Here is a 21,356-nt window from a genome sequence, read left to right as displayed (position 1 = left end):
TTTCAAATCAAAAAAGACCTCGTAGCATTCACGCTACGAAGCCTATCTTTTTACCAGCTATGATTTATTGAATTTAATTTATCTTCTGTTCGGTAGATATTACGATGCTGAACTCACAGTATGCCTGCGCTGCCATTGATACGCGATCACGCTGATAATCAGCAGACCAACTGCAAAAATGGCAAGCATCCACGCCGACTGGTTAACTTCCAGATGGTCCAAACTCCAGCCTGTAACCAAAGGCAGAATGGCACCACCAACACCACCTGATGCTATCAGGATGCTGGGCGTTGATTCTTCTGTTCCAGGCAGCATTTTGCTGGCGAAGACGAGGGCAATGGAGAACACGCCCGATAGTGCAAGCCCGAGCAACAGGATGATCAGAAATGCCGACCAGATCTGGTTGGTAAAAGGAAAGATCATCAGCAGTACAACTGCTGCAAGGCAACTGTACAGAACGTAGACGCGATATTGGAATTTCTCCGCAATATATCCGGCAAACAGTCGCCCAACAGACATGGCGATCCAGAAGCAGGTAACACTAAGTGCAGCACCTGCTTCCTTCATGTTCATTTTCTCAATCAGAATGGCTGGCATGAAGTTGGCAAGGCTCATTTCAGTGCCGACATAGAGAAAGAAAAATAGAACAAATAAAGACAGAAGAGCCAAATTACGGCCGTGATAGGTTGAACGAGTTGGTTTAATGTCTTCAGGATTCGATCCATTTGGCGATTCAGCAGCGTGAGTGTGTACAGGAGTCTGGTCTGAGCTGCGTCGACTCAGCTCGTTGTCCAGCTCACCGAATGAACTTTTGGCCCAGAAGATAAAAGTCATCGCTGCACAGACGGCAACCACGAGGAACGACATGCGCCAGTACCCGGCAGAAATCAGACCGCTGGCAATGAGAGGCATGACCATGGCGCCGATACCAAATAACACTTCAAGTCGGCTCATGGCAACCGCCGTATTATCTTTAATTGCAGCAATGATGATTGTACCGATGACAGCTTCTATCATACCGAATCCGAATCCGGCTGCAGGTGCAATGACGAACATCCAGCCCCAAGGAGGCAGCAGCATATAGGATAACTCTGCAATGCAGAGCAGAGCTGCGGCAATTAATATGCCACCTCGTTTACCAAAGCGTTTATTCAACCACGGAGATAACAGTACACCACCCAGGAACCCGGCAAATTGGGCAAATATCAGTGTGCCTCCCTGACTATAATCCTTGCCATAATGTTCAAGGGCAACGGGCAGGATGGAGCCGAGAACGACGTGGGCAAGTCCGATGAGGAAATAGGACAAGCATCCAATCCAAAGCAATTTTTTCATGAAGAAAAACTCCTTCTTGATATTATGTTATGTAGTAAGTCTGCCATTCAGGAGTATTTCCTAAAAACAAACAATCTCTATCATAACAGGACATGTAAGGGTCTGCACGGATAACTTGCAATGGAGGCTAAAGTTCGTATATACTGAAAAACAACAATTACAGATCGGACCATGCCGTTGAAGAGCATCCAACTCGGAGGCGTTTTCGCCAGGGGAGCGTTATTCCCCAAGTTAACCGGAACCGCCCGTTATCGCGGACCAAGAGGCTGAACCAGAATATTCTGGTTTGGCAAGTTGGGTGGCACCGCGAGCAGAGCGCTCCTCGTCCCAAGGGATGAGGGCGCTCTTTGTATTTTTACAGCCAAAGGAGACGGTGACCATGTTGGAAATGAAGTGGATTCGGGAGCATGCAGAAGAGGTGCAAGCTGCGGCAGTTGGCAAGAGAATGAATATCAGTATTCGCGAATTGTTGGAACGGGACGAGGAGCGCAGAGCACTTTTACTGGAGACGGAAGAAGGACGTAGAGTACGTAATTCGTTATCTGCAGATATTGGCAGACTGATGCAAGCTGGTGAGCGTGAACAGGCCGAGGGTTTAAGGGAACAGGTGAAACAGCTGAATGGTCAGTTAGAGCAAGTTGAAGCCAAGCTTGCCGTTGTGCAAGAGGAAGTGACAAGGCTGCAATGGTTGGTACCCAATGTTGTATCGCCAGACACGCCAGTGGGTGCATCGGATGAGGATAATGTGGAGCTGCGACGTGTGGGTGAGCTGCCGGTATTCGATTATGAGGCCAAGGATCACGTGGAACTTGGTGAACGGCATGATCTAATCGACATCCCACGTGGGGTGAAAATCGGCGGAACACGAAGCTATGTGCTCAAAGGAGCAGGGCTTCTCCTGCACCGGGCTGTACAGCAACTTGCGCTTGATCTGCTGCTGAAGCATGGATTTACGCCAATGGAAGTTCCTCTGATGGTGAGGGAGAATACGCTTTTGAACACGGGGTTCTTCCCCACAGGACGGGATCAGGTCTATGAATTAGTAGGCGAGAACAAGTGGCTGGTGGGAACATCGGAAGTGCCGCTGGTTTCGTATTATGCGGATGAGATTGTGGATGTGCAGGAGCCAATCAAGCTGGCTGCTACATCGACGTGTTTCCGCAGTGAGGTTGGCTCAGGCGGGCGGGATGTACGCGGATTGTACCGGGTACATCAATTTGCCAAAGTGGAACAAGTCATTCTCTGTGCACCGGATGCGGAAGAATCGGAGCGAATGCTGCAGGAAATTACGGGACACGCCGAGGAATTACTGCAATTGCTGGAACTGCCTTATCGAGTGGTGGCTGTGTGTACAGGGGATATGTCGCAGAAAACGTACAAACAGTACGATATTGAAACCTGGATGCCAAGCCGCAATGCGTACGGGGAGACACATTCGTCGTCGAATCTGCATGATTTCCAGGCTCGGCGTTCGAATATTCGTTGTCGCGATGCCCAAGGTAAGCTTGCCTACTGCCATACGTTGAACAATACGGCTGTGGCTTCACCACGCATTCTGATTCCATTGCTGGAGAATCATCAGCAGGCGGATGGAAGCATTCGTATTCCAGCCGCACTTCAGCCTTATATGGGCGGTGCTGAATATTTGGTTTTGGCGCACCAGGATGAAGAGAATTAAAAGGATTACAAGCTGTGTGGAGAAGTAAAAAGGGAACCCTTGTGAGGGTTCCTTTTTGTTTTGCCTGTGATTTTGGGACCGGTGAAGGTGGGCAGCGTTTTTATGCTACGGTTACCGCAGTACAGGAATGCGGGAAATGGCCAAACCAGATGGGTATGTCACACAGCTGTAACGTACAGATTGTATAGTAGAATGCAGTTTGGAAAGGAGGCGCAGATATGAACCTGCTACTCGCGGATGATGAGCCGTTGATGCTGCAAATATTAAAAGCCTATTTCGTTAAAGAGGGCTTTCAGGTGTTTTTAGCCGAGGATGGGGAAGCAGCCCTGAATCTCTTTTATAATAATCAAATCGATTTGGCGGTTTTGGATTGGATGATGCCAGGACGCAGCGGTGTTGAGGTGTGCCGGGAAATCAAGCGTACGAGTCGTGCGAAGGTACTGCTGCTGACAGCCAAAGGGGAATCGGATGATGAATTTCTTGCCTTGAAGGCCGGAGCGGATGATTATCTGCGCAAGCCGTTTGATTCGCGTATCCTGCTATTGCGTGTAAAGAAGCTGCTGCAACTTTCCTCCAAAATCATTGTGGGAGAACTGACTGTCGATCTGGAAGGCCAGAAGGTTTACCGTCGTGGAGTGGATGTAGGGGCTACCCATAAGGAATTCGAATTAATGAAGGTTCTGGGAATGAATAAGGGGCAGATCGTAACCCGTAAAATATTGCTGGATCAGGTGTGGGGTTTCGATTACTTCGGCGAGGAGCGTACGGTAGACACTCATATCCGCAGACTGCGTGAGAAAGTTGGAGAAGATTCAATCAAAACGTACCGGGGAATGGGTTATTGCCTAGAGGATCAAGATGAGTAAACTGACCCGTAAACTGCTCGTGCGCATAATCAGTGCATTGTGTGTTGTCTTCTTCCTATCCTTTATCGTCAATACGTTTTTCCTGCCTAGCTATTTTTTGTATCAGAAAAAGCAGAAGTTGGCCGAGTTAACGACTGAAATCTCTGCTTCAGAACATGGCGATCAGCTATCACGGATTGAGAGTCTTGAAACGCAATACGAGGTCGCTATCGCTTATGCATCGTTGAAGGATAGTGTGAATGATATTAACGATCAATTGTTATTTCAATATAACCGCAAGGGAATTGCTCTTAGTAAATTTTGGCTGACAGAAGAGAGTATCTCTGCGCTGCGTGAGGGTGCCAGGGTTAATAAATTCTATGATCAGACCAAGCTGAAATCAAGCTTTCTCGTGAACTTTGTGAAGGTGGGGGATTCCGTGTTTGCTGTCGGCGAATCCATCTCCCATTCATCGGAGACGATTCGAATTATTAATCAGTTCAACGCGTACATATGGCTCGGCATGCTGCTGTTGCTTATCCTGCTTTCCGTGTTGTATACTGCCCGGATTGTTAAACCGCTCGCGAAGCTAAGCGAAACAGCTGAGGCCATTTCCAATTTATCGTTTACGAAAGTTGATATAAAGACAGGTGATGAGATTGAGTCTTTAGGACGCAGCATCAATGTGATGAGCGACAAATTGCAGCAGGCGCAACATTCTTTGGAAATAAAAAACGCCAATCTGCGAACGTTCATCTCGGATATCTCGCATGAATTGAAAACGCCGCTTTCCCTGATTCGAGTTTATGCCTCTGGTATTCAGGATGGCTTAGATGACGGAACCTATGCTGGAGTAATTCAGCAACAGAGCGAAGAGCTGGCTGGTTTAATTGACCGTCTGTTGGAGCTATCCCGTCTGCAGGCCGAAGTATATGATTTTGAACCTGTTGATCTTCGCCAACTGCTCAAGGAGACCCTTCATACCTATGAAACCGTATTTCAGCAGCATGGCTTGCATGTGGAGGTGGAGGATCGATGGACTGCCGAGACATGGGTGCTGGCTGATCGACGGAAGCTGGAGTCTGTTCTGCACAATTGGATGACCAACGCGGTGAAATATACAAGCGGTGACCGAATAACCATTACCCTTGAACTGAAAGGGGAAGCGGCACATTTCGGTATCGCCAATGAAACGGATAAGGAAGAGCATGAACAGTGGGATCAGGTTTGGGAGCCTTTCTATGTAATGGATAGTTCGCGCAGCAAAAAGTTTAGCGGGACGGGTCTGGGCTTATCTATTGCCCGGACGATTCTGGAGAATCACCATGCCGACTATGGCCTTAGCGTAGCCGATGGAGAAGTTATGTTTTATTTTTCTTTACCTTTAATACAACGTTAATGAAGGAGCCGCCATGCAAATGGTGGTTTTTTTGTGTGAGAAGCAACCTGAATTAGAGCCTTTTTCATGTTGGGGAAAGCCAATTGTTCCCCTGTCATACTGATGTAACACAATTGCCTTAGGATAGGCCTATCACCAAATCAGAACTTAATTCATGGAGGGATATCCGATGTTCAATAAAACCTTTTTAATAACAGGAGGCACAGGCTCATGGGGAGAAGAGTTGGTCAAACAATTGCTCGTTCAGGAGCCGAAAGAGGTTCGTATTTTCTCACGAAATGAATCGCTTCAGGCTCAAATGAGACAAACCATCTCTGACCCGAGAGTGAAGTTTGTACTGGGGGATATCAGAGACCGATGGGAGCTGGCAGGTGCCTGTAAGGATGTAGATTATGTCTTTCATCTTGCGGCGCTTAAACATGTTCCGGTCTGTGAGGACCAACCGGATTGTGCGGTCAAAACCAATATAACCGGAACGCAGAACGTCATTGATGCTGCAATCGAGAATGGCGTGCGGAAGGTGGTATACGTCTCTACGGACAAAGCAGCGAATCCTTCCAGCATGTACGGGATGACCAAAGCCATCGGGGAAAAATTGATCTTATTAGCTGACAGTCGTTCCGCTACAAGCTTTGCTTGTGTACGAAGCGGGAATGTTCTTGGATCCACAGGCAGCGTAGTACCGTTATTCAAACGCCAGCTTGAGTTGAAGCAGCCACTCAGCATTACCGATTCCAGAATGACACGTTTTTTTCTTCCCCTTGGAGACGCCGTGGAAATTCTCCTGTCGGCCATGGAGCAATGCGAGGGCGGCGAGATTATTGTACCCCGAATGCCATCCTGCAAAATAACGGATATCGCACAGGTTTTGGCAGAGGATGCTGGGCAAAAGCATGTTCCGATACATTTCATCGGTGCCCGTCCGGGAGAACGGCTTTATGAAACGCTGATTTCAGATTGGGAAAACGTTAGGGAAGTGGAAGAGGAGAAGTCCTACTTTGTTGTCACCGCTTCATCTTCAACCAAATTAACGGATAAAGAGGGTTGTGAAACATCTGTTCTTCCTGGCAGAGGATACCATTCGGAAGATGTCATCATGACCAAGGCAGAGGTTCGCGACATGCTGTGGAGAGGGGGATTTCTGTGTTCAAGCGGAGGATCATATTTACAGGAGGCGGCTCCGCCGGTCATGTAACAGCTAACCTTATTCTGATCTCCAGATTGCTTCAGGAGCAATGGGAAATTCATTATATCGGTTCCAAGCATGGCATCGAGCGCCAATTAATCGGCAAAATCCCGGCTGTTCATTATCATGCGGTTGCAACAGGCAAGCTGAGAAGATATTGGGCGTGGGCGAATATTTCCGATGTGTTCAAAATTATACTTGGAGTGCTGCAGGCTTATCTGCTCATTTTACGAATTAAACCACATGTATGCTTTTCGTTAGGGGGATTCGTGGCTGTTCCTGCTGTAGTGGGTGCCGGGTGGAATCGGGTTCCGGTGCTGATTCTGGAGCCGGATCTTCATCCGGGACTGGCCAACAGGCTGTCACGGCGATACGCTCAAATGATGTGTACTACGTTTATGGATACAGCGACATTCGCTTCCTCTAAGGCGTCAGACAAGACGATGTACGTGGGACCTATAATTCGGGAGGAGTTGAAGCTTGGCAGCCGAGCACGGGGGATTCATTTTTGCCGATTTGTCTCCCACAGACCTATTCTGTTAATTATGGGTGGCAGTCAGGGTTCGGAAAAGCTTAATCAAATGGTACTTGAAACACTGCCAGAGCTGCTCAAGCGGTATCAAATCATTCATATATGTGGTACAGGTAAATTGAACTCATCCTTCCCACATTTTGCAGGCTACAAGGCATTTGAATACGTGCATGAAGAACTTGCGGATCTAATGGTTATGGCGGATATAGTTGTGTCACGTGCTGGCTCCAATGCGATACATGAGTGGCTGTTGCTCCGCAAGCCAATGCTCCTGATTCCCCATGCCAACGGCGGATCTCTTGTTGGACAGACGCTGAACGCGAAGTATTTTCAGGAGCGAGGTTATGCAAGAGTTCTCCAGGAAGAAGAGCTGACTTCTCAGACATTCCTGCGAGATATTGACCTTGTATATAAGGAGAGAGATCATATGGTGGGCCATATGAAGGCGAGTGGAACGGACAACGCCGTTGACAAGGTTCTGCAGCTTATTCATACAACGGTTTCTTCGGTAGAAAGAGCTGAACATGAGTAAAAGATTTCCCGAACTGCTGCTGGTCATGTTCTTTTTGCTCATCGTATCGATCCTGATTATCTCAAAACGTTTATTGTATTAAACTATATAAGTAAAACTAAAGATTTTACACTGAACACTCCGATGACAGAATAACCTTCCAATCGCTGTTATCCCCAGATTTTTAAAATTTCCTTTTCTCAAGGGGAAAATCCGGTGACAAAGGCGAACGCTTCGCTTTTCCAGGTTTTTTCTGTCCTCTCCGTTTCTGTGTAAATGAATAGTTTAATTTATATAGGATTGTAGCCTGTTACAATCCCGTTCTTCTTCTGAATAAAGAGGCATTTTTCAGTCACTTCCTAGTGACTTGAAGAATGCCTCTACTTATTTGGGATATTCACTTTTATGTAATGAGTTTCCGATATAATATAATAGAAGTAAAATATTGGATTACAGGAGATGAAGATTGCAATGAATGGAATGAAATTAGCAATACGAGGCAGCTTGGCCTTTATTTTAGTATTGGTATTACTGGCTCCTTCGTTTGCCCTAGCAGCCACAGGTGACGTGACATCTATCGAGATTACCAACAGTAGTCCGCAACAGATGAGTGTATCCGAGACAACTACGCTTCAGGTAATGGCGGTTATTGAAGGGTTTGATAATAAGCAGGATGTTACTGGAGGCGTCACATGGTCCACGAGTAACGAAGCTGTTGCCACCATTATTAAAGGCAAAGTGAAGGCTGTGGCAGCGGGAGAAGCGACGATATACGCACAGGTAGATGGCGCCAAAGCGCAATTGCTTGTTAAGGTTCAGGATAAAATTAAAAGCATCAAAGCTTCGCCAAGTTCCTATAATTTTGTCAAAGGTAGTGAAAGTACGCTGCCCAAAGTAAGCATTGTGCGTGCAAACGGTAAGGAAGAAGACGTCACATCTGAGATTGTATGGACGGTATCGAGTGCTTCCGCTGTGCTGGAGAGTGGTAAAATCAAAGGAATCACGCCTGGCAGAGTTCTGTTACAAGGCAAATATGGCTCAGAGACGGTTAAAGTTCCCGTAGCGATCACGGACGAGATTACCAAAGTCGAAGTAACTCCTGCTGTCATGCAGCTGAATATTAAGAAATCGAAAGCGTTGAAGGTTATCGGTACATATGCCAATGGGAAAACGATTAATCTTTCGAAACAGGTAACGTGGACCTCTTCCAACAATAATGTAGCCATCGTAAAAAATGGTACAGTCAAAACACTTACCGAAGGACAAGCCACCTTGACAGGGACTTATCAAAATCAGACAATAAAGGCAGAGGTTACCGTTGTTCCTTTGCTCAAAAAGCTGATCACAGGCCAGAAAACACTCATTTTATCGCCACAGGCAAGTACAACACTGAGTGTGATGGCGCAGTATGATACAGGCAAAACCACGATTGTAACGAGCAGTGCCGTATGGAGCAGCACCAAACCAAGTGTAGCCACAGTAACGGGCGGCAAGATTGTGGCCGTAGGTAAAGGCAAAACATCCATCACCGCCAAGTGGGGCAATAAAAAAGTTACTATACCGGTGACGGTAAAATAAAGTTTCAACGAATGAAGTATATCAAATGAAATAAATTCATCATCGTGAACAGAAACAGATGGGGCGTAGACATACGCCCCTTTTAAGTATAAAAAAATTGGATGTGATGAAACTGAATTCTTCAATTATAAGCTCAGATACCAATCTCATTGGATTGGCTTACATGAAGTATCTTCTTCTGACCCTACTTTCGATACTGACACTTGGGATGATTGCCACAGTTGAGGACGCGAAGAAACGATCCCATACGAAGTACCTGGAACAATACCGATTGAAATTCAGTCCTGCAAAGGAGGGAGCATCTGAATGACAGATCATCTGCAACCGGAAAATTGGCCTGCATGGGCGACAGAATCGGTAGAGATTGTTGAGGGCCAATCCTATGTGGAGCCTACAGGCTCAGGAAGAGATTCGCCAGCTCCGAGAACTATTACAGCAACTCAATATTCATCGATTTGAACATATCGGAAGCACGTCGATTCCAGGATTGCCCGCCAAGCCCATTATTGATTTGATGGGAGAGGTGCAGTCATGGGAGGACATGGACATGATTGCCGATCAGCTGAATCCGGTAGGCTGGAACTACGTTCCACCTGAACTGGATGGTCGGGAATATAGACGTTTCTGGGTCAGAGTGAAGGATGGCAAGAGGGCTGTACATCTTCATCTGATGCGCCCAGGCCAGGAACGTTGGGATCGTCAAATCCAGTTCCGGGATGTGCTGAGACAGCGTCCGGATCTGGTAGAGGTTTACGCAGCTTTGAAAGCTAAACTTGCTGATGAGAATAAGGACGACAGGGAAGCGTATACCGCTGCCAAAACGGAATTTATTTTACAAGTGCTTGATGAAGGCATTTGATCGATGATGAAGGCATTTTTCAAAGAGAGGCTGATTTATTTCATCGGTGTGATCATAACCATGGCGGCAGGGTTGGCATCCAGACACTATGGTGAACTTTTACCGGATTTTGTGCATGAGCATTTCGGTGATGCCTTGTGGGCAGCGATGATCTATTGTGGGGTACGCATGATTTGGATTAATCGCAGCAGGGAGTTGGCGCTGATCGTGAGCCTGATTTTTAGCTGGGCCGTTGAATGTTCGCAAATGATTCAGATATCTTGGTTGAACGAAGTGCGTTCCACGGTGCTGGGTGCGCTTATTTTGGGACGTGGATTTCTGGTGATGGATCTGCTGAGGTATGCTGTTGGCATTCTGTGTGTGTATGGGATGGATCGTTATTTCCTGAGAAATAAGAAGGCTTGATAATGGGGAGGGACTTAAGTGAATGTAGAGAAGCTTTTTACGGAATCACCCGAATTTGAGACAGATCGGTTGGTACTGAGACGTCTTACGCTCAACGACCTCGATGATTATTTTATGTTTGCCTCCGATCCGAAAGTGAGTCAGCAAAGTTTGTGGAACTGTCATGAGACGTTGGATGACTCCGTTCAATATATTCAAAGAGTGTTAGATAATTATGAGAAGAAAACGGTCTATATATGGGCCTTTATTCTGAAGGAAACGGGGAAGCTGATCGGGCGAGGTGGCATTTTTCATCTGAATGAATCCATGCAAAGTGCTGAACTGGGGTACGCGATTGCCAGCAGTTGTTGGGGCAAAGGCCTCGCAGCAGAAGCGATGCAGCCGATTGTTGAATATTGTTTTCAGGAATTGGACTGCAATCGGCTGGAGGGGACATGCAATGCAGGCAACATCGGCTCTGCACGAGTGATGGAGAAGCTGGGCATGTCTTATGAAGGTTTGCTGCGTAAACAGTTGAAGATCAAAGGTGTGTTTACAGATCAAAAATTGTACTCCCGTATCCGGGATGATCTATAATACTTCCAATGACGTACAGGATACATAGAAGAAATTGAAGGAGGCGGAACAATGATCTACAGTATTATTTCCCAAGCGGTATGGGAGCAGGTATCCAAGCAGAGCGTGTATGCACCGGATAGCCTGGAGACGGACGGTTTCATTCATTGTTCCACTAAAGAACAGATTCCATGGGTAGCGGCTCAATTTTATCAAGGACGTACGGATTTGTTATTGATTGGTATTGATGAGAGGGCCTTGAAGCCGGAACTGGTGTATGAGGACCTGTATGAGTTGAATGAACTATTTCCACATATTTATGGTGAACTTAATTTGGATGCTGTACGGAAAGTCATTTCCTTTGAACCGAATGAGGACGGGACGTTTTCTTTTCCTGAATAAAGACATTTTGCGAAGGGTTGTGAACGTGTGGATATGAATCAGGTATTTCTGGATACAGCCGAGAAGCAATTTTTGTATTACAAACAGCTTGGTGAAAAGGCCATGGAGCAACTGGAATCTGAGCAACTATTTCAATCCTGGAATGAAGATGCCAACAGTATTGCAGTTATTGTGAAGCATCTATGGGGCAATATGCTGTCCCGTTGGACGGATGTACTGACAACCGATGGAGAAAAGCCATGGCGTGAACGTGATGCGGAATTTGTGAATGATATTTCGACTCGGGAAGAGCTGCTCGCCAAATGGGAGGAAGGCTGGAACTGTCTACTTGGAGCCATTCGTTCTTTTACACCGGAGCAACTGTCTCATATTATATATATCCGCAATGAAGGACATACCGTCATGGAAGCAATTATCCGGCAATTGGCGCATTACCCCTATCATGTGGGGCAGATTATTTATGCAGCCAAAATGCTCAAAGAAACCACATGGAACAGTCTTTCCATTCCGAGAAACGGTTCTAGTCAATATAATGGTGGCAAATTTGCCAAGCCGAAGGCACGAAAACATTTTACAGATGATGAATTACGCATAGAAAAAGGTAAAGGTGAGGAACAGCAATGACACAGATCGCATTGATTCGCCATGGAAGCACGGCATGGAATAAGGAAAAACGTTCACAGGGACAAACGGATAATCCACTGGATCAGGAAGGAAGAGAACAGGCACTATTGCTTGCTGCGAGACTGAGTGAGGAAACGTGGGATGCCATCTATGCGAGTGACCTGGAGCGTGCAAGTGAGACGGCTCGCATCGTTGGCGACCGTTTAGGAATACAGGAGATTCATTTGGACCCGAGGTTGCGTGAAATGGGCGGTGGGCAGGTGGAGGGTACGACCGAAGCTGAACGAGTTGCCCAATGGGGAGCGGATTGGAACACTCTGGATTTAGGCCGGGAACTTGCAGATGCAGGTACGATTCGGGGCAGTGCCGCGATAGAAGATATTGTACGACAGCATCCCAATGGAAGAGTGATCGTTGTCAGCCATGGCGCTATTCTCCGTAATACACTGCGAGGTCTGGTGCCTGAACTTGATGTGAGCGCAAAGCTGTCCAACACGTCGATTACCCGGATTTCTTGGGAAACGAATTCTTGGCAATGGGAGCTATACAATTGCAGCGTGCATCTGAATTCCTCCAAGGAGTTGTGATCGATGGATGCTCTGGCATTAAAACAGAAATTGCGGCAGATTCAGTCGGCTAACCTATCCGCACATGAAGTGGAACATCCTTACGAATTGGCTCTGCATATGATGCAGCATATTGGCAGTCCAGACCCGGTTCTGCGGGATGAATTGATCTATGTTACGTTTGCGACCTGGATTGGACAGGGTGTATTTTCGGAAGAACAGCTCAGTCAGCTGTTACATATGGCGCTGGATGATCAGCATCTTTTTCATGGTAATGGAGAACAAGGCACGGACAGTGTGTTTACCCGAACCTTCTCTGTGCTGCTCCTGCCTCCAATTCTGAGTGTAGATCGTCAGCGGCCTTTTCTGAAAAAGGAAGATATAGAGGTTATTCATCATCGGTTGACCACGTATCTGGAGCGTGAAAAAGATGTTCGTGGCTATACCGATGATAAGGGCTGGGCGCACGCCCCGGCACACGCGGCAGATGCGGTTGAAGATCTTGCACAGTCGCCTTATATGGAGCGGGCCGCCTTGCGGGAGCTTTTGCATGCGCTCACTGTGAAAATTACCGAATCAAGTGTAGTCTACATCCATGATGAGGATCAACGGATTGCTCATGCAGTGGTCACCATCCTTCGCCGCAATCTGCTGGAGCAAAACGATATTTCGTCTTGGATCGATTCACTGAATCCAAACGATAAGAAGGAGGGGAAATCGCTTCTGGAGATCAGCCAGATGAGCTTGAATGTACGCGTTTTTCTGCAGACGCTCTATCTTGCCATACGGACAGAAGAAGCAGAGCCCTTTCCCGCTGTTCGTTCACTTATTTTGCAGGCTTTGGAGAAAAAATGATCAAGGGACTATAAACTTGTGTAGAAGGAGGGTGATAGTATGACTGAACTGTCGTATTCATGGACTGAGGATGTGCTGTCTCCTCTGGGCGAAACAGGAGTTATGATCCGTTGTGGGGACACGATATCCGAAGCGGTGCACCGGAGGGTGATGTCGGTATGTACTTTGCTGGAAAAGAGCCAACTACCGGGCATCTTGGAGTGGTTACCTTCGTTTGCATCAGTTACGTTTTTCTATAATCCGTTGATCTCCCCGTACCACGAGATATGCAGAATGCTGCTTCATAAATTGAACAAGATGGAAGAGGCAACGCTGGCTGAACCCAGAACGATCATTATTCCCGTATGTTATGGTGGTGAACTGGGTCCTGATCTGGAATATGTCGCTACTGAACATGGGCTTACGCCAGATGAAGTCATAGCTATTCACACATCCGGAGAATACCTGGTTCACATGATCGGATTCGCGCCGGGTTTTCCTTATTTGGGCGGATTATCGGAGAAGATCGCTACGCCCAGACGACCTACACCTCGGCTTCGAGTTGAGGCGGGAACGGTGGGCATTGGTGGCAAACAAACGGGAGTTTATCCGGTGACGACTCCCGGCGGATGGCAATGTATCGGCCGTACACCGCTGGCGCTATTTCGTCCGCTGGAAAATCTACCAAGCCTGCTGGCAGCAGGGGATCGGGTTCGTTTTGCATCGATATCTCTTCAGGAGTATCTTGAACAAAAGGAGGGCGAGCGATGAGTATTGAAGTCATTCGCCCAGGTTTGTTATCCACCGTTCAGGACGAAGGGAGAATGGGATTTCGCCGGTATGGAATTCATCCGGGCGGGGTTATGGATACCTTTGCGGCCATAGCAGCCAATGCATTGGTTGGGAATTCCCGCGATGCAGCTGTGCTGGAGATGACGATGACGGGACCGGAGCTTCGATTCCATGAAAATCGGCTGATCTCTTTATGTGGTGCCGATATGACAGCAACTGTGGATGATCTGTCTGTTCCATTATGGCGTCCGGTCGTGTTGCTTGCTGGAAGTGTGCTGAGATTTGGACGATGCCGTTCCGGTTTGCGGTCTTATATGGCGATTGCTGGTGGAATCGTGGTACCTGAGATCATGGGCAGTAGAAGCACGGATCTCAAGACAGGTTTTGGTGGGTTTAAAGGACGTGCCTTGAAGGTGGGAGACAGGTTGTCTGTGGGGGAAGCTTCTCGTGAAGCGCAAGCGGCGTTGCATGGATTGATTGTAGAAGCTGAAAAAAATAACTGGCGGATGCATGCACCTGCCTGGTATTTGTCCAGCAGGGAATGGCCCGCCTACCATGCTGAACCTGTTATTCGTGTCATGCCGGGCAAAGACAGTGCAGAGTTTAATGAAGATAGTCTGGAACGATTCCATAAAGAACGATATGTAATCTCTCCTCAATCGGATCGGATGGGTTATCGATTGGAGGGTGCAAAGCTAGAACTCGTTCAACCGATGGATCGGCTGTCCGAAGCCGTCACCTATGGTACAGTTCAGGTGCCAGCAAATGGTCAGCCCATCATATTGATGGCCGATCATCAGACTATCGGGGGCTATCCTGTGATCGCACAGGTGGCACGAGTAGATTTACCGATACTGGCACAGGCAAAGCCAGGGGAGCGGGTTACTTTTGAACGGATTACATATGAAGAAGCACAGCAGCTATTCCTGGAACAGGAGTTGGAGTGGCGACTAACCGATCAGCTGATTCGCAGGAGATTGGCAGAAATGGGGGACCATCAATGAACACGGTGGATATCAACTGTGACCTTGGCGAAAGTTACGGGGTGTACCGGATGGCGTCGGATGAGTCGATTCTGCCGCTAATCACTTCAGCCAACATCGCTTGTGGATTTCATGCGGGTGACCCGGCAACGATGCGGCAAACCGTACAGCAAGCATTAGAGCATCAGGTTGCCATCGGCGCCCATCCCGGTCTGCCGGATTTGCAGGGTTTTGGCAGAAGACGTATGGATATTACACCACGGGAAGCCTATGACATGGTTGTGTATCAGATTGGTGCGCTGGATGCTTTTGTCCGTTCATACGGGGGGCGTATGCATCATGTGAAGCCTCATGGAGCCTTGTATAACATGGCTGCTGAAGATAATCAACTCGCTGAGGGAATCGCCGAGGCGCTTTATAAGGTGCAACCGGAACTGTACCTCTATGGCCTGGCCGGAAGTGCGCTGATACAGGCAGCGGATCGCATTGGACTGCGCAGTGTCAGTGAAGTTTTTGCGGATCGAACCTACGGATCGGATGGGACTCTAACCCCACGCAGTCAGCCCGGGGCTGTCATTCAGCAGACCGAACAAGCTCTTGTTCAAGTGCTGCGCATGGTGAAAGAGGGAATCGTTGTGTCGACGGAAGGTACACCTGTATCCATAAAGGCAGAGACAATTTGCATCCACGGCGACGGAGCTCATGCCCTTGCATTTGCTCAAGAGATACGTACGTTGCTTGAATCTGATGGAATTAACCTTTCTGCACCTGGAGTTACTAGATGATTGCTAAGGTAACCGAGGGCCAGAGGTCGAACTATACGAGTTTGTAAGGAGTGAGATTAGAGCATGAAACCGATACGTAATTCGGCAAAGGCTGTCATTGTACAGGATGGACGTTTGCTGGTGATCCGGTTGGAGGATCAATATGGTGACGCTTATGTTTTCCCCGGCGGAGGACAGGAGAAAGGCGAAGAACTCAAGGATGCCGTTGCTCGTGAATGTCTGGAGGAGATTGGACAGGCGGTGGACGTGGGAGAATTGCTGCATATCCGGGAGTATATCGGAAAAAACCATGAATTTGCCGAGTGGGATGCCGATGTCCACCAGGTTGAATTTTATTTTGAATGCAGATTGATTGATGCGAAAGCTACAATCTTTGAAGGCTCCAGCCCAGACGACCATCAGGTAGCCGTAGAATGGATTCCGCTTGAAGAGCTGTCCAAGGTTCGCCTATATCCGAAAACAATTGGTGAGTTGCTCCAGAATAAGAATTCATCACGCATTTATCTTGGAGATTTGAATTAAAACTGTCACGTTTACGAACGGGTTCATGGATTCACCATAGATGAGGTGGGTACACTATAAGTACAGGCTTATTACACCTAACGTAAGCTGACTGTACTTATACACGGCAGCGGAGTGGATAAAAAACCTAAGGAAACAAAACCTGCAAAGTTGAGGCGTCGACAGGTTTTGATTTGAACTTTAGCTTACCCACTCCTCAATTTGAAAGAACAGTAGACGTAGTGAAGGAGACGGAATCGATTCTGTAGAAGCGAAGCGTTCGCCTTTATCACCGGATTTTCCCTTGAGAAAAGGGAGTCAAAAAAATCTGGGGATAACAGCGATTGGAAGGTTGTTCTGTCTTCGTAGTGTCAGTGTAAATCGTCTGCGAGACAACAGCGATCGAAAGAACGATCCGTACCCGTAACGGCCGCCTACAACGTTCTTCAAATATTCCCCCAAATCGAAAGGAGCATGTCCCATGAACCAGACTGAATTGGAACAAAACATTGTAAAAGCATTGGAAAACAACCCTTTTTGCAGCTTCTCCACGGTGGAGAACGGTAAACCGAAATCCCGCTATATGGCGCTTTTCAACGATGGAATGAACATTCATCTGGCGACAAACCGCCGTACGCACAAGGTAGAGGAGCTGGAGAATAATCCAAACGTCAGCCTTTTGCTAGGATATGAAGCGGGCGGCTCCAAGGAAGTGGTTGAGATTGAAGGAACATGCGAAGTGACGAAAAATGAAGGTTTACGCGAACAGGTATGGAATGATGAACTAAAAGCTTGGTTTGACGGCCCGAACGATCCCAATTATGTCATTCTGGACATTACCCCAAAACGGATTGAATACATCGGCAAAGATCATGAGCATCAGGTGTGGGAGCAATAATTTTAGATATTGAAAATCACCTTTTCTAAGTGGAAGGCCGTGCCGATTATTTGGAAAAGATATAGCAAACCGTGAACGCCAGAAGGCTTCACGGTTTTTTGATATGGGTCGATTCAGCTAATATGGATATAGATGTAAGCCACATGTAATATACGTTTTTAACAGCGTGAGTAAACTATTTTCATCCAAAAACATGCAAAAGATGTCGAAATCACGCATGTTATTGTAAACTGGGGTAGGTATGTGCGGATAACGTAAAAAATAATGCTTTTCAATGACTGAACATTGCGTTATGATTTGGAATGTAAACGGTACGCACAGATATGAATAGATGTTCATGTGAGATAAACTAACCTGGAATTCTGAACCATACGATCAGAAAATCAGTACGCACAACCCATGAGATCTTTCGCATTTCTGCGCTTATTCGTTTGCTCACTAATGCATGATTCAATGTACATAACCGGGAGGGGTTATTTTGAGAAAGAGTAAAAAAGTATTATCAAGCCTGACTGCCGCTTTGGTTGCATTAAACGTGCTTGCGGTATTTCCGGTACCTGTATCGGCTGCGGACGCTACCAAGGTTAAATTGCGGATCATGGAAACAACGGACATTCACGACAACCTGATTAACTATGACTACTATTCCGACAAAGAGACAGACCAGTATGGTCTGGCGAAGACAGCTACGCTGATCAAAAAAGCCCGTGACGAAGCAAAGAACAGCTTGCTGTTCGACAACGGTGACCTGATCCAGGGTAACCCGCTCGGGGATTATGTAGCGAAGATTGATCCACTCAAAAAGGGTGAGACTCACCCTGTATATAAAGCGATGAACCTGCTCGATTATGATGCAGGAAACATCGGTAACCATGAGTTTAACTATGGTTTGGATTTCCTTGACATGACGCTGGAAGGTGCGAACTTCCCTTACATCAATGCCAACGTATATGTAGATGACGGTGACGACGATGAGACGAATGACAAGAACTATTTTACCCCGTATAAAATTTTAGACAAAAAAGTTACCGATGAGAGTGGCAAAGAGCACACCATCAAGGTGGGTGTCATCGGATTTGTACCACCACAAGTCATGCAGTGGGACAGCGCTAATCTGGAAGGCAAAGTCATTGCCAAAGACATTATCGCTACTGCGAAAAAATTCATTCCTAAAATGAAGGCTGAAGGTGCCGACATTATTGTAGCTATTCCTCACTCCGGTTTTGAAGATATTCCGCAAACGGATCTGATGGAAAACTCAGTATTGTATCTGAGCCAGGTTGAAGGCATTAATGCCATTCTGTTCGGACATGCCCACAAAGTATTCCCGAGCGCTGATTTTGCCGGTAAAAAAGGTGTAGACCTTGAAAAAGGTACAATCAATGGCGTTCCTGCTGTAGAGCCAGGCTTCTGGGGTGACCACCTTGGAATTATCGATCTGGATCTGGAACTGGTAGACGGCAAATGGAAAGTGGCAGACTCCAAAGTGGAGGCACGCCCAATCTATGACACAGCCAACAAAAAGGCTCTGGTAGATGCTGATCAAGAGATCGTTGATGCTGTTCATGACGAACATGAAGGTACGCTTGAGTATGTGCGTGGTCCAGTCGGCGAAACGACAGCTCCAATCAACAGCTTCTTTGCACTGGTTCAGGATGATCCATCCATTCAGATCGTTACCAATGCACAGAAATGGTATGTTGAAAAACATATGCAAGGAACAGAATACGAAGATATTCCTGTATTGTCTGCAGGCGCTCCGTTCAAAGCAGGCGGACGTTCAGGCGCATCGTATTACACGAATATCCCTAAAGGCACCATTGCGATTAAAAACGTAGCTGACTTGTACGTGTATCCAAATACGGTACATGCCGTATTGGTGAATGGCGCTGAGCTGAAAGAATGGTTGGAATGGTCTGCTGGCCAATTTAACCAGATCGATCCGGCAAAAGGTGGACAGCAACAATTGGTCAATATGGACTTCCCAACGTATAACTTCGACGTTATCGATGGTGTTACGTACCAAATTGATGTAACACAACCAGCGAAATACGATGGCAAAGCAACGATTGTAAATGCATCTGCCAACCGGATTAAAGACCTGAGCTTCAATGGTAAACCGGTTGATCCAGCACAAAAATTCATCGTGGCAACGAATAACTATCGTGCTTCTTCGTCCAAACTGGCTAACCCAGACGGTAAACGTATCGTCTTGGCTGCACCGGATGAGAACCGTCAAGTGATCATTGATTACATCCGTGAGAACAAAACGATTAACCCGGCAGCAGATGGCAACTGGTCGCTTGCGCCAATTAAGCCTTCTGCAGGTGTAACAGCAGCTGCACTTAACGATCTTGAAGTGGTGTTCGCGTCTTCCCCAGATGCCAAAGCATTGGTTGAAGCGAACCCGGCGATGTCCTTCATTGGGACAAACAAAGACGGTTTTGCTGAGTATGGCTTGAAATTGACAGGAGAAGCAACAACGACTCCAGAAACAGGTGTGGAACCTGCTCCAACGCCTACGAAGCCAGACCCAACTCCAACTAAACCTACAACCAAGCCACAACCTGAGAAACCAGCAGGCGGCAAAGTGGTTCATGTGGTGAAAAAAGGAGATAACCTCTACCGCATCGGCTTGAAATATGGTGTGGACTGGCGCAAGCTGGTTTCCGTAAATAAAATTACAAATGTGCACAATCTTAAAGTTGGACAGAAAATTGTAATTCCCGCTTCTTAAGATTAATTAGCGGTAAATGAAGACCGACAGTCATCAGACTGTCGGTCTTTTTCATGCTATGCTGATTCGTTAACTCATCAGTAACCGTCATAGTTGAAGTCATCAAAACAGTAGAGATAAATTTCAAGACCCATGCTATAATATTTACAAACTTTGGGTATATACCAGTAAACATTAATGAGATAGAATCACAAACTGGCAAGGGGGTTCTACATGAATTGCAGTGGCTGCAGTCCAATTCATCCTATAGAGGATCAAGGTACCCTGTATATGCGTCCCATCTCCCCCGCTTTGCTGGAAGCACTGCAAAAGCAGGGAAGACATATCGAACATTCGGATGAACTCATCTGGATGCATTTTTTGAATCTTGAATCTGTACAACGTTGTATTGAGGATATTCTCAAGATTGAAGCGACCCTGCCAGATATGTTAACGGTTCAGGTCACTCCACTGTATGGCCAGGCCGATGCTGATAGCTGGATCAGTCTCTCCATGCAGGAAGCTCGCCTCAAACATGCTGATCTGGTTTCTGTTATTCTGGAACATCAATTCAGCAGTCATATGCAGCCAATCGTAGATGCATCGGAGCAGATTATCGGATTTGAATTTTTACTTCGTCCTGCTGAACAGGGTAGACCCTTCAGTGCATATGAATTATTTGAAGTTGCAAGGGATACCGGATTGCATTCTTTTCTGGATCGGACAGCCCGTGTTGCTGCCATCGAGACGAGTGCCGTTCTTTTACCGCATGGTGTCAAACGTTTTGTGAATTTCCTGCCTTCCTCCATCTATAACCCCGAATACTGCCTGACGCACACATTTGAGACGATTGAACGCCTTTCGCTAGACCCTAAGGATTTTGTGTTTGAAGTGGTGGAAACGGAACAGATTCAGCATATGTCCATCTTGCAGCATATTTTTGAGGTGTATCGTTCTCATGGAATGTCGGTTGCCTTGGATGACGTGGGGGCCGGATTCTCGACGATCGAAGTAATGAATCGGCTGAAGCCGGATTTTGTCAAAATAGATCGGAGCCTCATTGATCATTGTGATCATGATTTGAACAAACAGCAGCAAATTATCAATATTGTTGAGATGTCGCGTCGATTTGAGGGGCGGGTACTTGCCGAAGGCATTGAACGAATCGAGGAATTTGATTTCTGTCGATCCGTGGGTATTGATTTGGCACAAGGGTATTATTTTGGTAAACCAACCGCATATCCGCCACAAGGTCCCTACGGAAAAACATCTGCATAAACAATAAAATACGGATGTACCAACAAGTCACTTCGCATGATCGGAGTGGCTTGTTTGTCGTGCTATGTAAATTTATAAATACGCTCATCCAACC

At 46.8% G+C, this 21,356-nt stretch carries 20 protein-coding genes and 1 pseudogene; 20 read left to right on the top strand and 1 reads right to left on the bottom strand.

What is annotated here, in order from left to right; translation table 11 throughout:
- Positions 1 to 99 precede the first annotated feature (99 nt).
- Positions 100 to 1,335 carry an MFS transporter gene (locus BLS14_RS22785; protein WP_090954091.1) on the bottom strand — a complete coding sequence of 412 codons (1,236 nt, stop codon included), beginning with the start codon at positions 1,333 to 1,335 and terminating at the stop codon, positions 100 to 102.
- A 379-nt stretch (positions 1,336 to 1,714) separates the two neighbouring features.
- On the opposite strand from BLS14_RS22785, the gene serS reads away from it, so the two are divergent.
- The 20 genes and pseudogenes from serS to BLS14_RS22680 all read left to right on the top strand — a co-directional run bounded on the left by serS (position 1,715) and on the right by BLS14_RS22680 (position 21,262).
- Entirely contained in the window at positions 1,715 to 3,013 is a 1,299-nt protein-coding gene (serS, locus tag BLS14_RS22780) for a serine--tRNA ligase (RefSeq protein ID WP_090954089.1), read from the top strand.
- A gap of 218 nt (positions 3,014 to 3,231) precedes the next feature.
- A complete protein-coding gene (locus tag BLS14_RS22775) occupies positions 3,232 to 3,879 on the top strand; it encodes a response regulator transcription factor (RefSeq protein ID WP_090810167.1) in 648 nt (215 codons plus the stop codon).
- A complete protein-coding gene (locus tag BLS14_RS22770) occupies positions 3,872 to 5,257 on the top strand; it encodes a sensor histidine kinase (protein ID WP_090954087.1) in 1,386 nt (461 codons plus the stop codon). Before BLS14_RS22775 ends, BLS14_RS22770 begins: the two co-directional genes overlap by 8 nt.
- A gap of 169 nt (positions 5,258 to 5,426) precedes the next feature.
- Positions 5,427 to 6,452: a polysaccharide biosynthesis protein gene (locus tag BLS14_RS22765; RefSeq protein ID WP_090954085.1), complete on the top strand. Its 1,026-nt coding sequence runs from the start codon at positions 5,427 to 5,429 to the stop codon at positions 6,450 to 6,452.
- Entirely contained in the window at positions 6,401 to 7,507 is a 1,107-nt protein-coding gene (locus tag BLS14_RS22760; protein ID WP_090954083.1) for an undecaprenyldiphospho-muramoylpentapeptide beta-N-acetylglucosaminyltransferase, read from the top strand. The genes BLS14_RS22765 and BLS14_RS22760 overlap by 52 nt, the downstream gene beginning before the upstream one ends.
- Before the next feature lie 459 nt (positions 7,508 to 7,966).
- Positions 7,967 to 9,064: an Ig-like domain-containing protein gene (locus BLS14_RS22755; RefSeq protein WP_256336637.1), complete on the top strand. Its 1,098-nt coding sequence runs from the start codon at positions 7,967 to 7,969 to the stop codon at positions 9,062 to 9,064.
- 306 nt (positions 9,065 to 9,370) lie between these two features.
- Positions 9,371 to 9,923: pseudogene (locus BLS14_RS22745) on the top strand (GrpB family protein).
- 3 nt (positions 9,924 to 9,926) lie between these two features.
- Positions 9,927 to 10,328 carry a ribosomal maturation YjgA family protein gene (locus BLS14_RS22740; RefSeq protein WP_090954076.1) on the top strand — a complete coding sequence of 134 codons (402 nt, stop codon included), beginning with the start codon at positions 9,927 to 9,929 and terminating at the stop codon, positions 10,326 to 10,328.
- An 18-nt stretch (positions 10,329 to 10,346) separates the two neighbouring features.
- Positions 10,347 to 10,904, top strand: coding sequence for a GNAT family N-acetyltransferase (locus BLS14_RS22735; RefSeq protein ID WP_090954074.1), 558 nt, complete (start codon positions 10,347 to 10,349; stop codon positions 10,902 to 10,904).
- A 51-nt stretch (positions 10,905 to 10,955) separates the two neighbouring features.
- Entirely contained in the window at positions 10,956 to 11,285 is a 330-nt protein-coding gene (locus tag BLS14_RS22730) for a DUF952 domain-containing protein (RefSeq protein ID WP_063566229.1), read from the top strand.
- Positions 11,286 to 11,318: 33 nt separating this feature from the next.
- Positions 11,319 to 11,909: a DUF1572 family protein gene (locus BLS14_RS22725; RefSeq protein ID WP_064642951.1), complete on the top strand. Its 591-nt coding sequence runs from the start codon at positions 11,319 to 11,321 to the stop codon at positions 11,907 to 11,909.
- On the top strand, positions 11,906 to 12,496 hold the full coding sequence (locus BLS14_RS22720; protein ID WP_090954071.1) for a histidine phosphatase family protein: 591 nt from the start codon (positions 11,906 to 11,908) through the stop codon (positions 12,494 to 12,496). Before BLS14_RS22725 ends, BLS14_RS22720 begins: the two co-directional genes overlap by 4 nt.
- 3 nt (positions 12,497 to 12,499) lie before the next feature.
- Positions 12,500 to 13,330, top strand: coding sequence for a DUF2785 domain-containing protein (locus BLS14_RS22715; RefSeq protein ID WP_090954069.1), 831 nt, complete (start codon positions 12,500 to 12,502; stop codon positions 13,328 to 13,330).
- Positions 13,331 to 13,369: 39 nt separating this feature from the next.
- Entirely contained in the window at positions 13,370 to 14,080 is a 711-nt protein-coding gene (pxpB, locus tag BLS14_RS22710) for a 5-oxoprolinase subunit PxpB (protein WP_090954067.1), read from the top strand.
- Entirely contained in the window at positions 14,077 to 15,105 is a 1,029-nt protein-coding gene (locus BLS14_RS22705; RefSeq protein WP_090954065.1) for a 5-oxoprolinase subunit C family protein, read from the top strand. Before pxpB ends, BLS14_RS22705 begins: the two co-directional genes overlap by 4 nt.
- Positions 15,102 to 15,869: a LamB/YcsF family protein gene (locus tag BLS14_RS22700; protein WP_090954062.1), complete on the top strand. Its 768-nt coding sequence runs from the start codon at positions 15,102 to 15,104 to the stop codon at positions 15,867 to 15,869. Before BLS14_RS22705 ends, BLS14_RS22700 begins: the two co-directional genes overlap by 4 nt.
- A gap of 63 nt (positions 15,870 to 15,932) precedes the next feature.
- Positions 15,933 to 16,391: an NUDIX domain-containing protein gene (locus BLS14_RS22695; RefSeq protein WP_090954060.1), complete on the top strand. Its 459-nt coding sequence runs from the start codon at positions 15,933 to 15,935 to the stop codon at positions 16,389 to 16,391.
- Positions 16,392 to 16,851: 460 nt separating this feature from the next.
- Entirely contained in the window at positions 16,852 to 17,268 is a 417-nt protein-coding gene (locus tag BLS14_RS22690; RefSeq protein ID WP_063566223.1) for a pyridoxamine 5'-phosphate oxidase family protein, read from the top strand.
- A 478-nt stretch (positions 17,269 to 17,746) separates the two neighbouring features.
- Positions 17,747 to 20,005: a bifunctional 2',3'-cyclic-nucleotide 2'-phosphodiesterase/3'-nucleotidase gene (locus BLS14_RS22685; protein ID WP_063566222.1), complete on the top strand. Its 2,259-nt coding sequence runs from the start codon at positions 17,747 to 17,749 to the stop codon at positions 20,003 to 20,005.
- 213 nt (positions 20,006 to 20,218) lie between these two features.
- Entirely contained in the window at positions 20,219 to 21,262 is a 1,044-nt protein-coding gene (locus BLS14_RS22680; RefSeq protein WP_063566221.1) for an EAL domain-containing protein, read from the top strand.
- The last annotated feature ends 94 nt before the right edge of the window (positions 21,263 to 21,356 follow it).

The sequence above is a fragment of the Paenibacillus sp. OK060 genome (assembly GCF_900101205.1).
GTDB lineage: Bacteria > Bacillota > Bacilli > Paenibacillales > Paenibacillaceae > Paenibacillus > Paenibacillus marchantiae.
Note: the sequence above shows the minus strand (reverse complement) of the source record. Positions and strands in the feature narration are given on the sequence as shown.

What these genes read in the sequence shown, in the direction of transcription:
- pxpB (WP_090954067.1), top strand. Translation starts at nt 13,370, where the DNA reads ATGACTGAACTGTCGTATTCATGGACTGAGGATGTGCTGTCTCCTCTG.
- BLS14_RS22720 (WP_090954071.1), top strand. Translation starts at nt 11,906, where the DNA reads ATGACACAGATCGCATTGATTCGCCATGGAAGCACGGCATGGAATAAG.
- BLS14_RS22775 (WP_090810167.1), top strand. Translation starts at nt 3,232, where the DNA reads ATGAACCTGCTACTCGCGGATGATGAGCCGTTGATGCTGCAAATATTA.
- BLS14_RS22765 (WP_090954085.1), top strand. Translation starts at nt 5,427, where the DNA reads ATGTTCAATAAAACCTTTTTAATAACAGGAGGCACAGGCTCATGGGGA.
- BLS14_RS22785 (WP_090954091.1), bottom strand. Translation starts at nt 1,335, where the DNA reads ATGAAAAAATTGCTTTGGATTGGATGCTTGTCCTATTTCCTCATCGGA.
- BLS14_RS22725 (WP_064642951.1), top strand. Translation starts at nt 11,319, where the DNA reads ATGAATCAGGTATTTCTGGATACAGCCGAGAAGCAATTTTTGTATTAC.
- BLS14_RS22770 (WP_090954087.1), top strand. Translation starts at nt 3,872, where the DNA reads ATGAGTAAACTGACCCGTAAACTGCTCGTGCGCATAATCAGTGCATTG.
- BLS14_RS22695 (WP_090954060.1), top strand. Translation starts at nt 15,933, where the DNA reads ATGAAACCGATACGTAATTCGGCAAAGGCTGTCATTGTACAGGATGGA.
- BLS14_RS22705 (WP_090954065.1), top strand. Translation starts at nt 14,077, where the DNA reads ATGAGTATTGAAGTCATTCGCCCAGGTTTGTTATCCACCGTTCAGGAC.
- serS (WP_090954089.1), top strand. Translation starts at nt 1,715, where the DNA reads ATGTTGGAAATGAAGTGGATTCGGGAGCATGCAGAAGAGGTGCAAGCT.
- BLS14_RS22730 (WP_063566229.1), top strand. Translation starts at nt 10,956, where the DNA reads ATGATCTACAGTATTATTTCCCAAGCGGTATGGGAGCAGGTATCCAAG.
- BLS14_RS22690 (WP_063566223.1), top strand. Translation starts at nt 16,852, where the DNA reads ATGAACCAGACTGAATTGGAACAAAACATTGTAAAAGCATTGGAAAAC.
- BLS14_RS22680 (WP_063566221.1), top strand. Translation starts at nt 20,219, where the DNA reads ATGAATTGCAGTGGCTGCAGTCCAATTCATCCTATAGAGGATCAAGGT.
- BLS14_RS22715 (WP_090954069.1), top strand. Translation starts at nt 12,500, where the DNA reads ATGGATGCTCTGGCATTAAAACAGAAATTGCGGCAGATTCAGTCGGCT.
- BLS14_RS22700 (WP_090954062.1), top strand. Translation starts at nt 15,102, where the DNA reads ATGAACACGGTGGATATCAACTGTGACCTTGGCGAAAGTTACGGGGTG.
- BLS14_RS22740 (WP_090954076.1), top strand. Translation starts at nt 9,927, where the DNA reads ATGATGAAGGCATTTTTCAAAGAGAGGCTGATTTATTTCATCGGTGTG.
- BLS14_RS22755 (WP_256336637.1), top strand. Translation starts at nt 7,967, where the DNA reads ATGAAATTAGCAATACGAGGCAGCTTGGCCTTTATTTTAGTATTGGTA.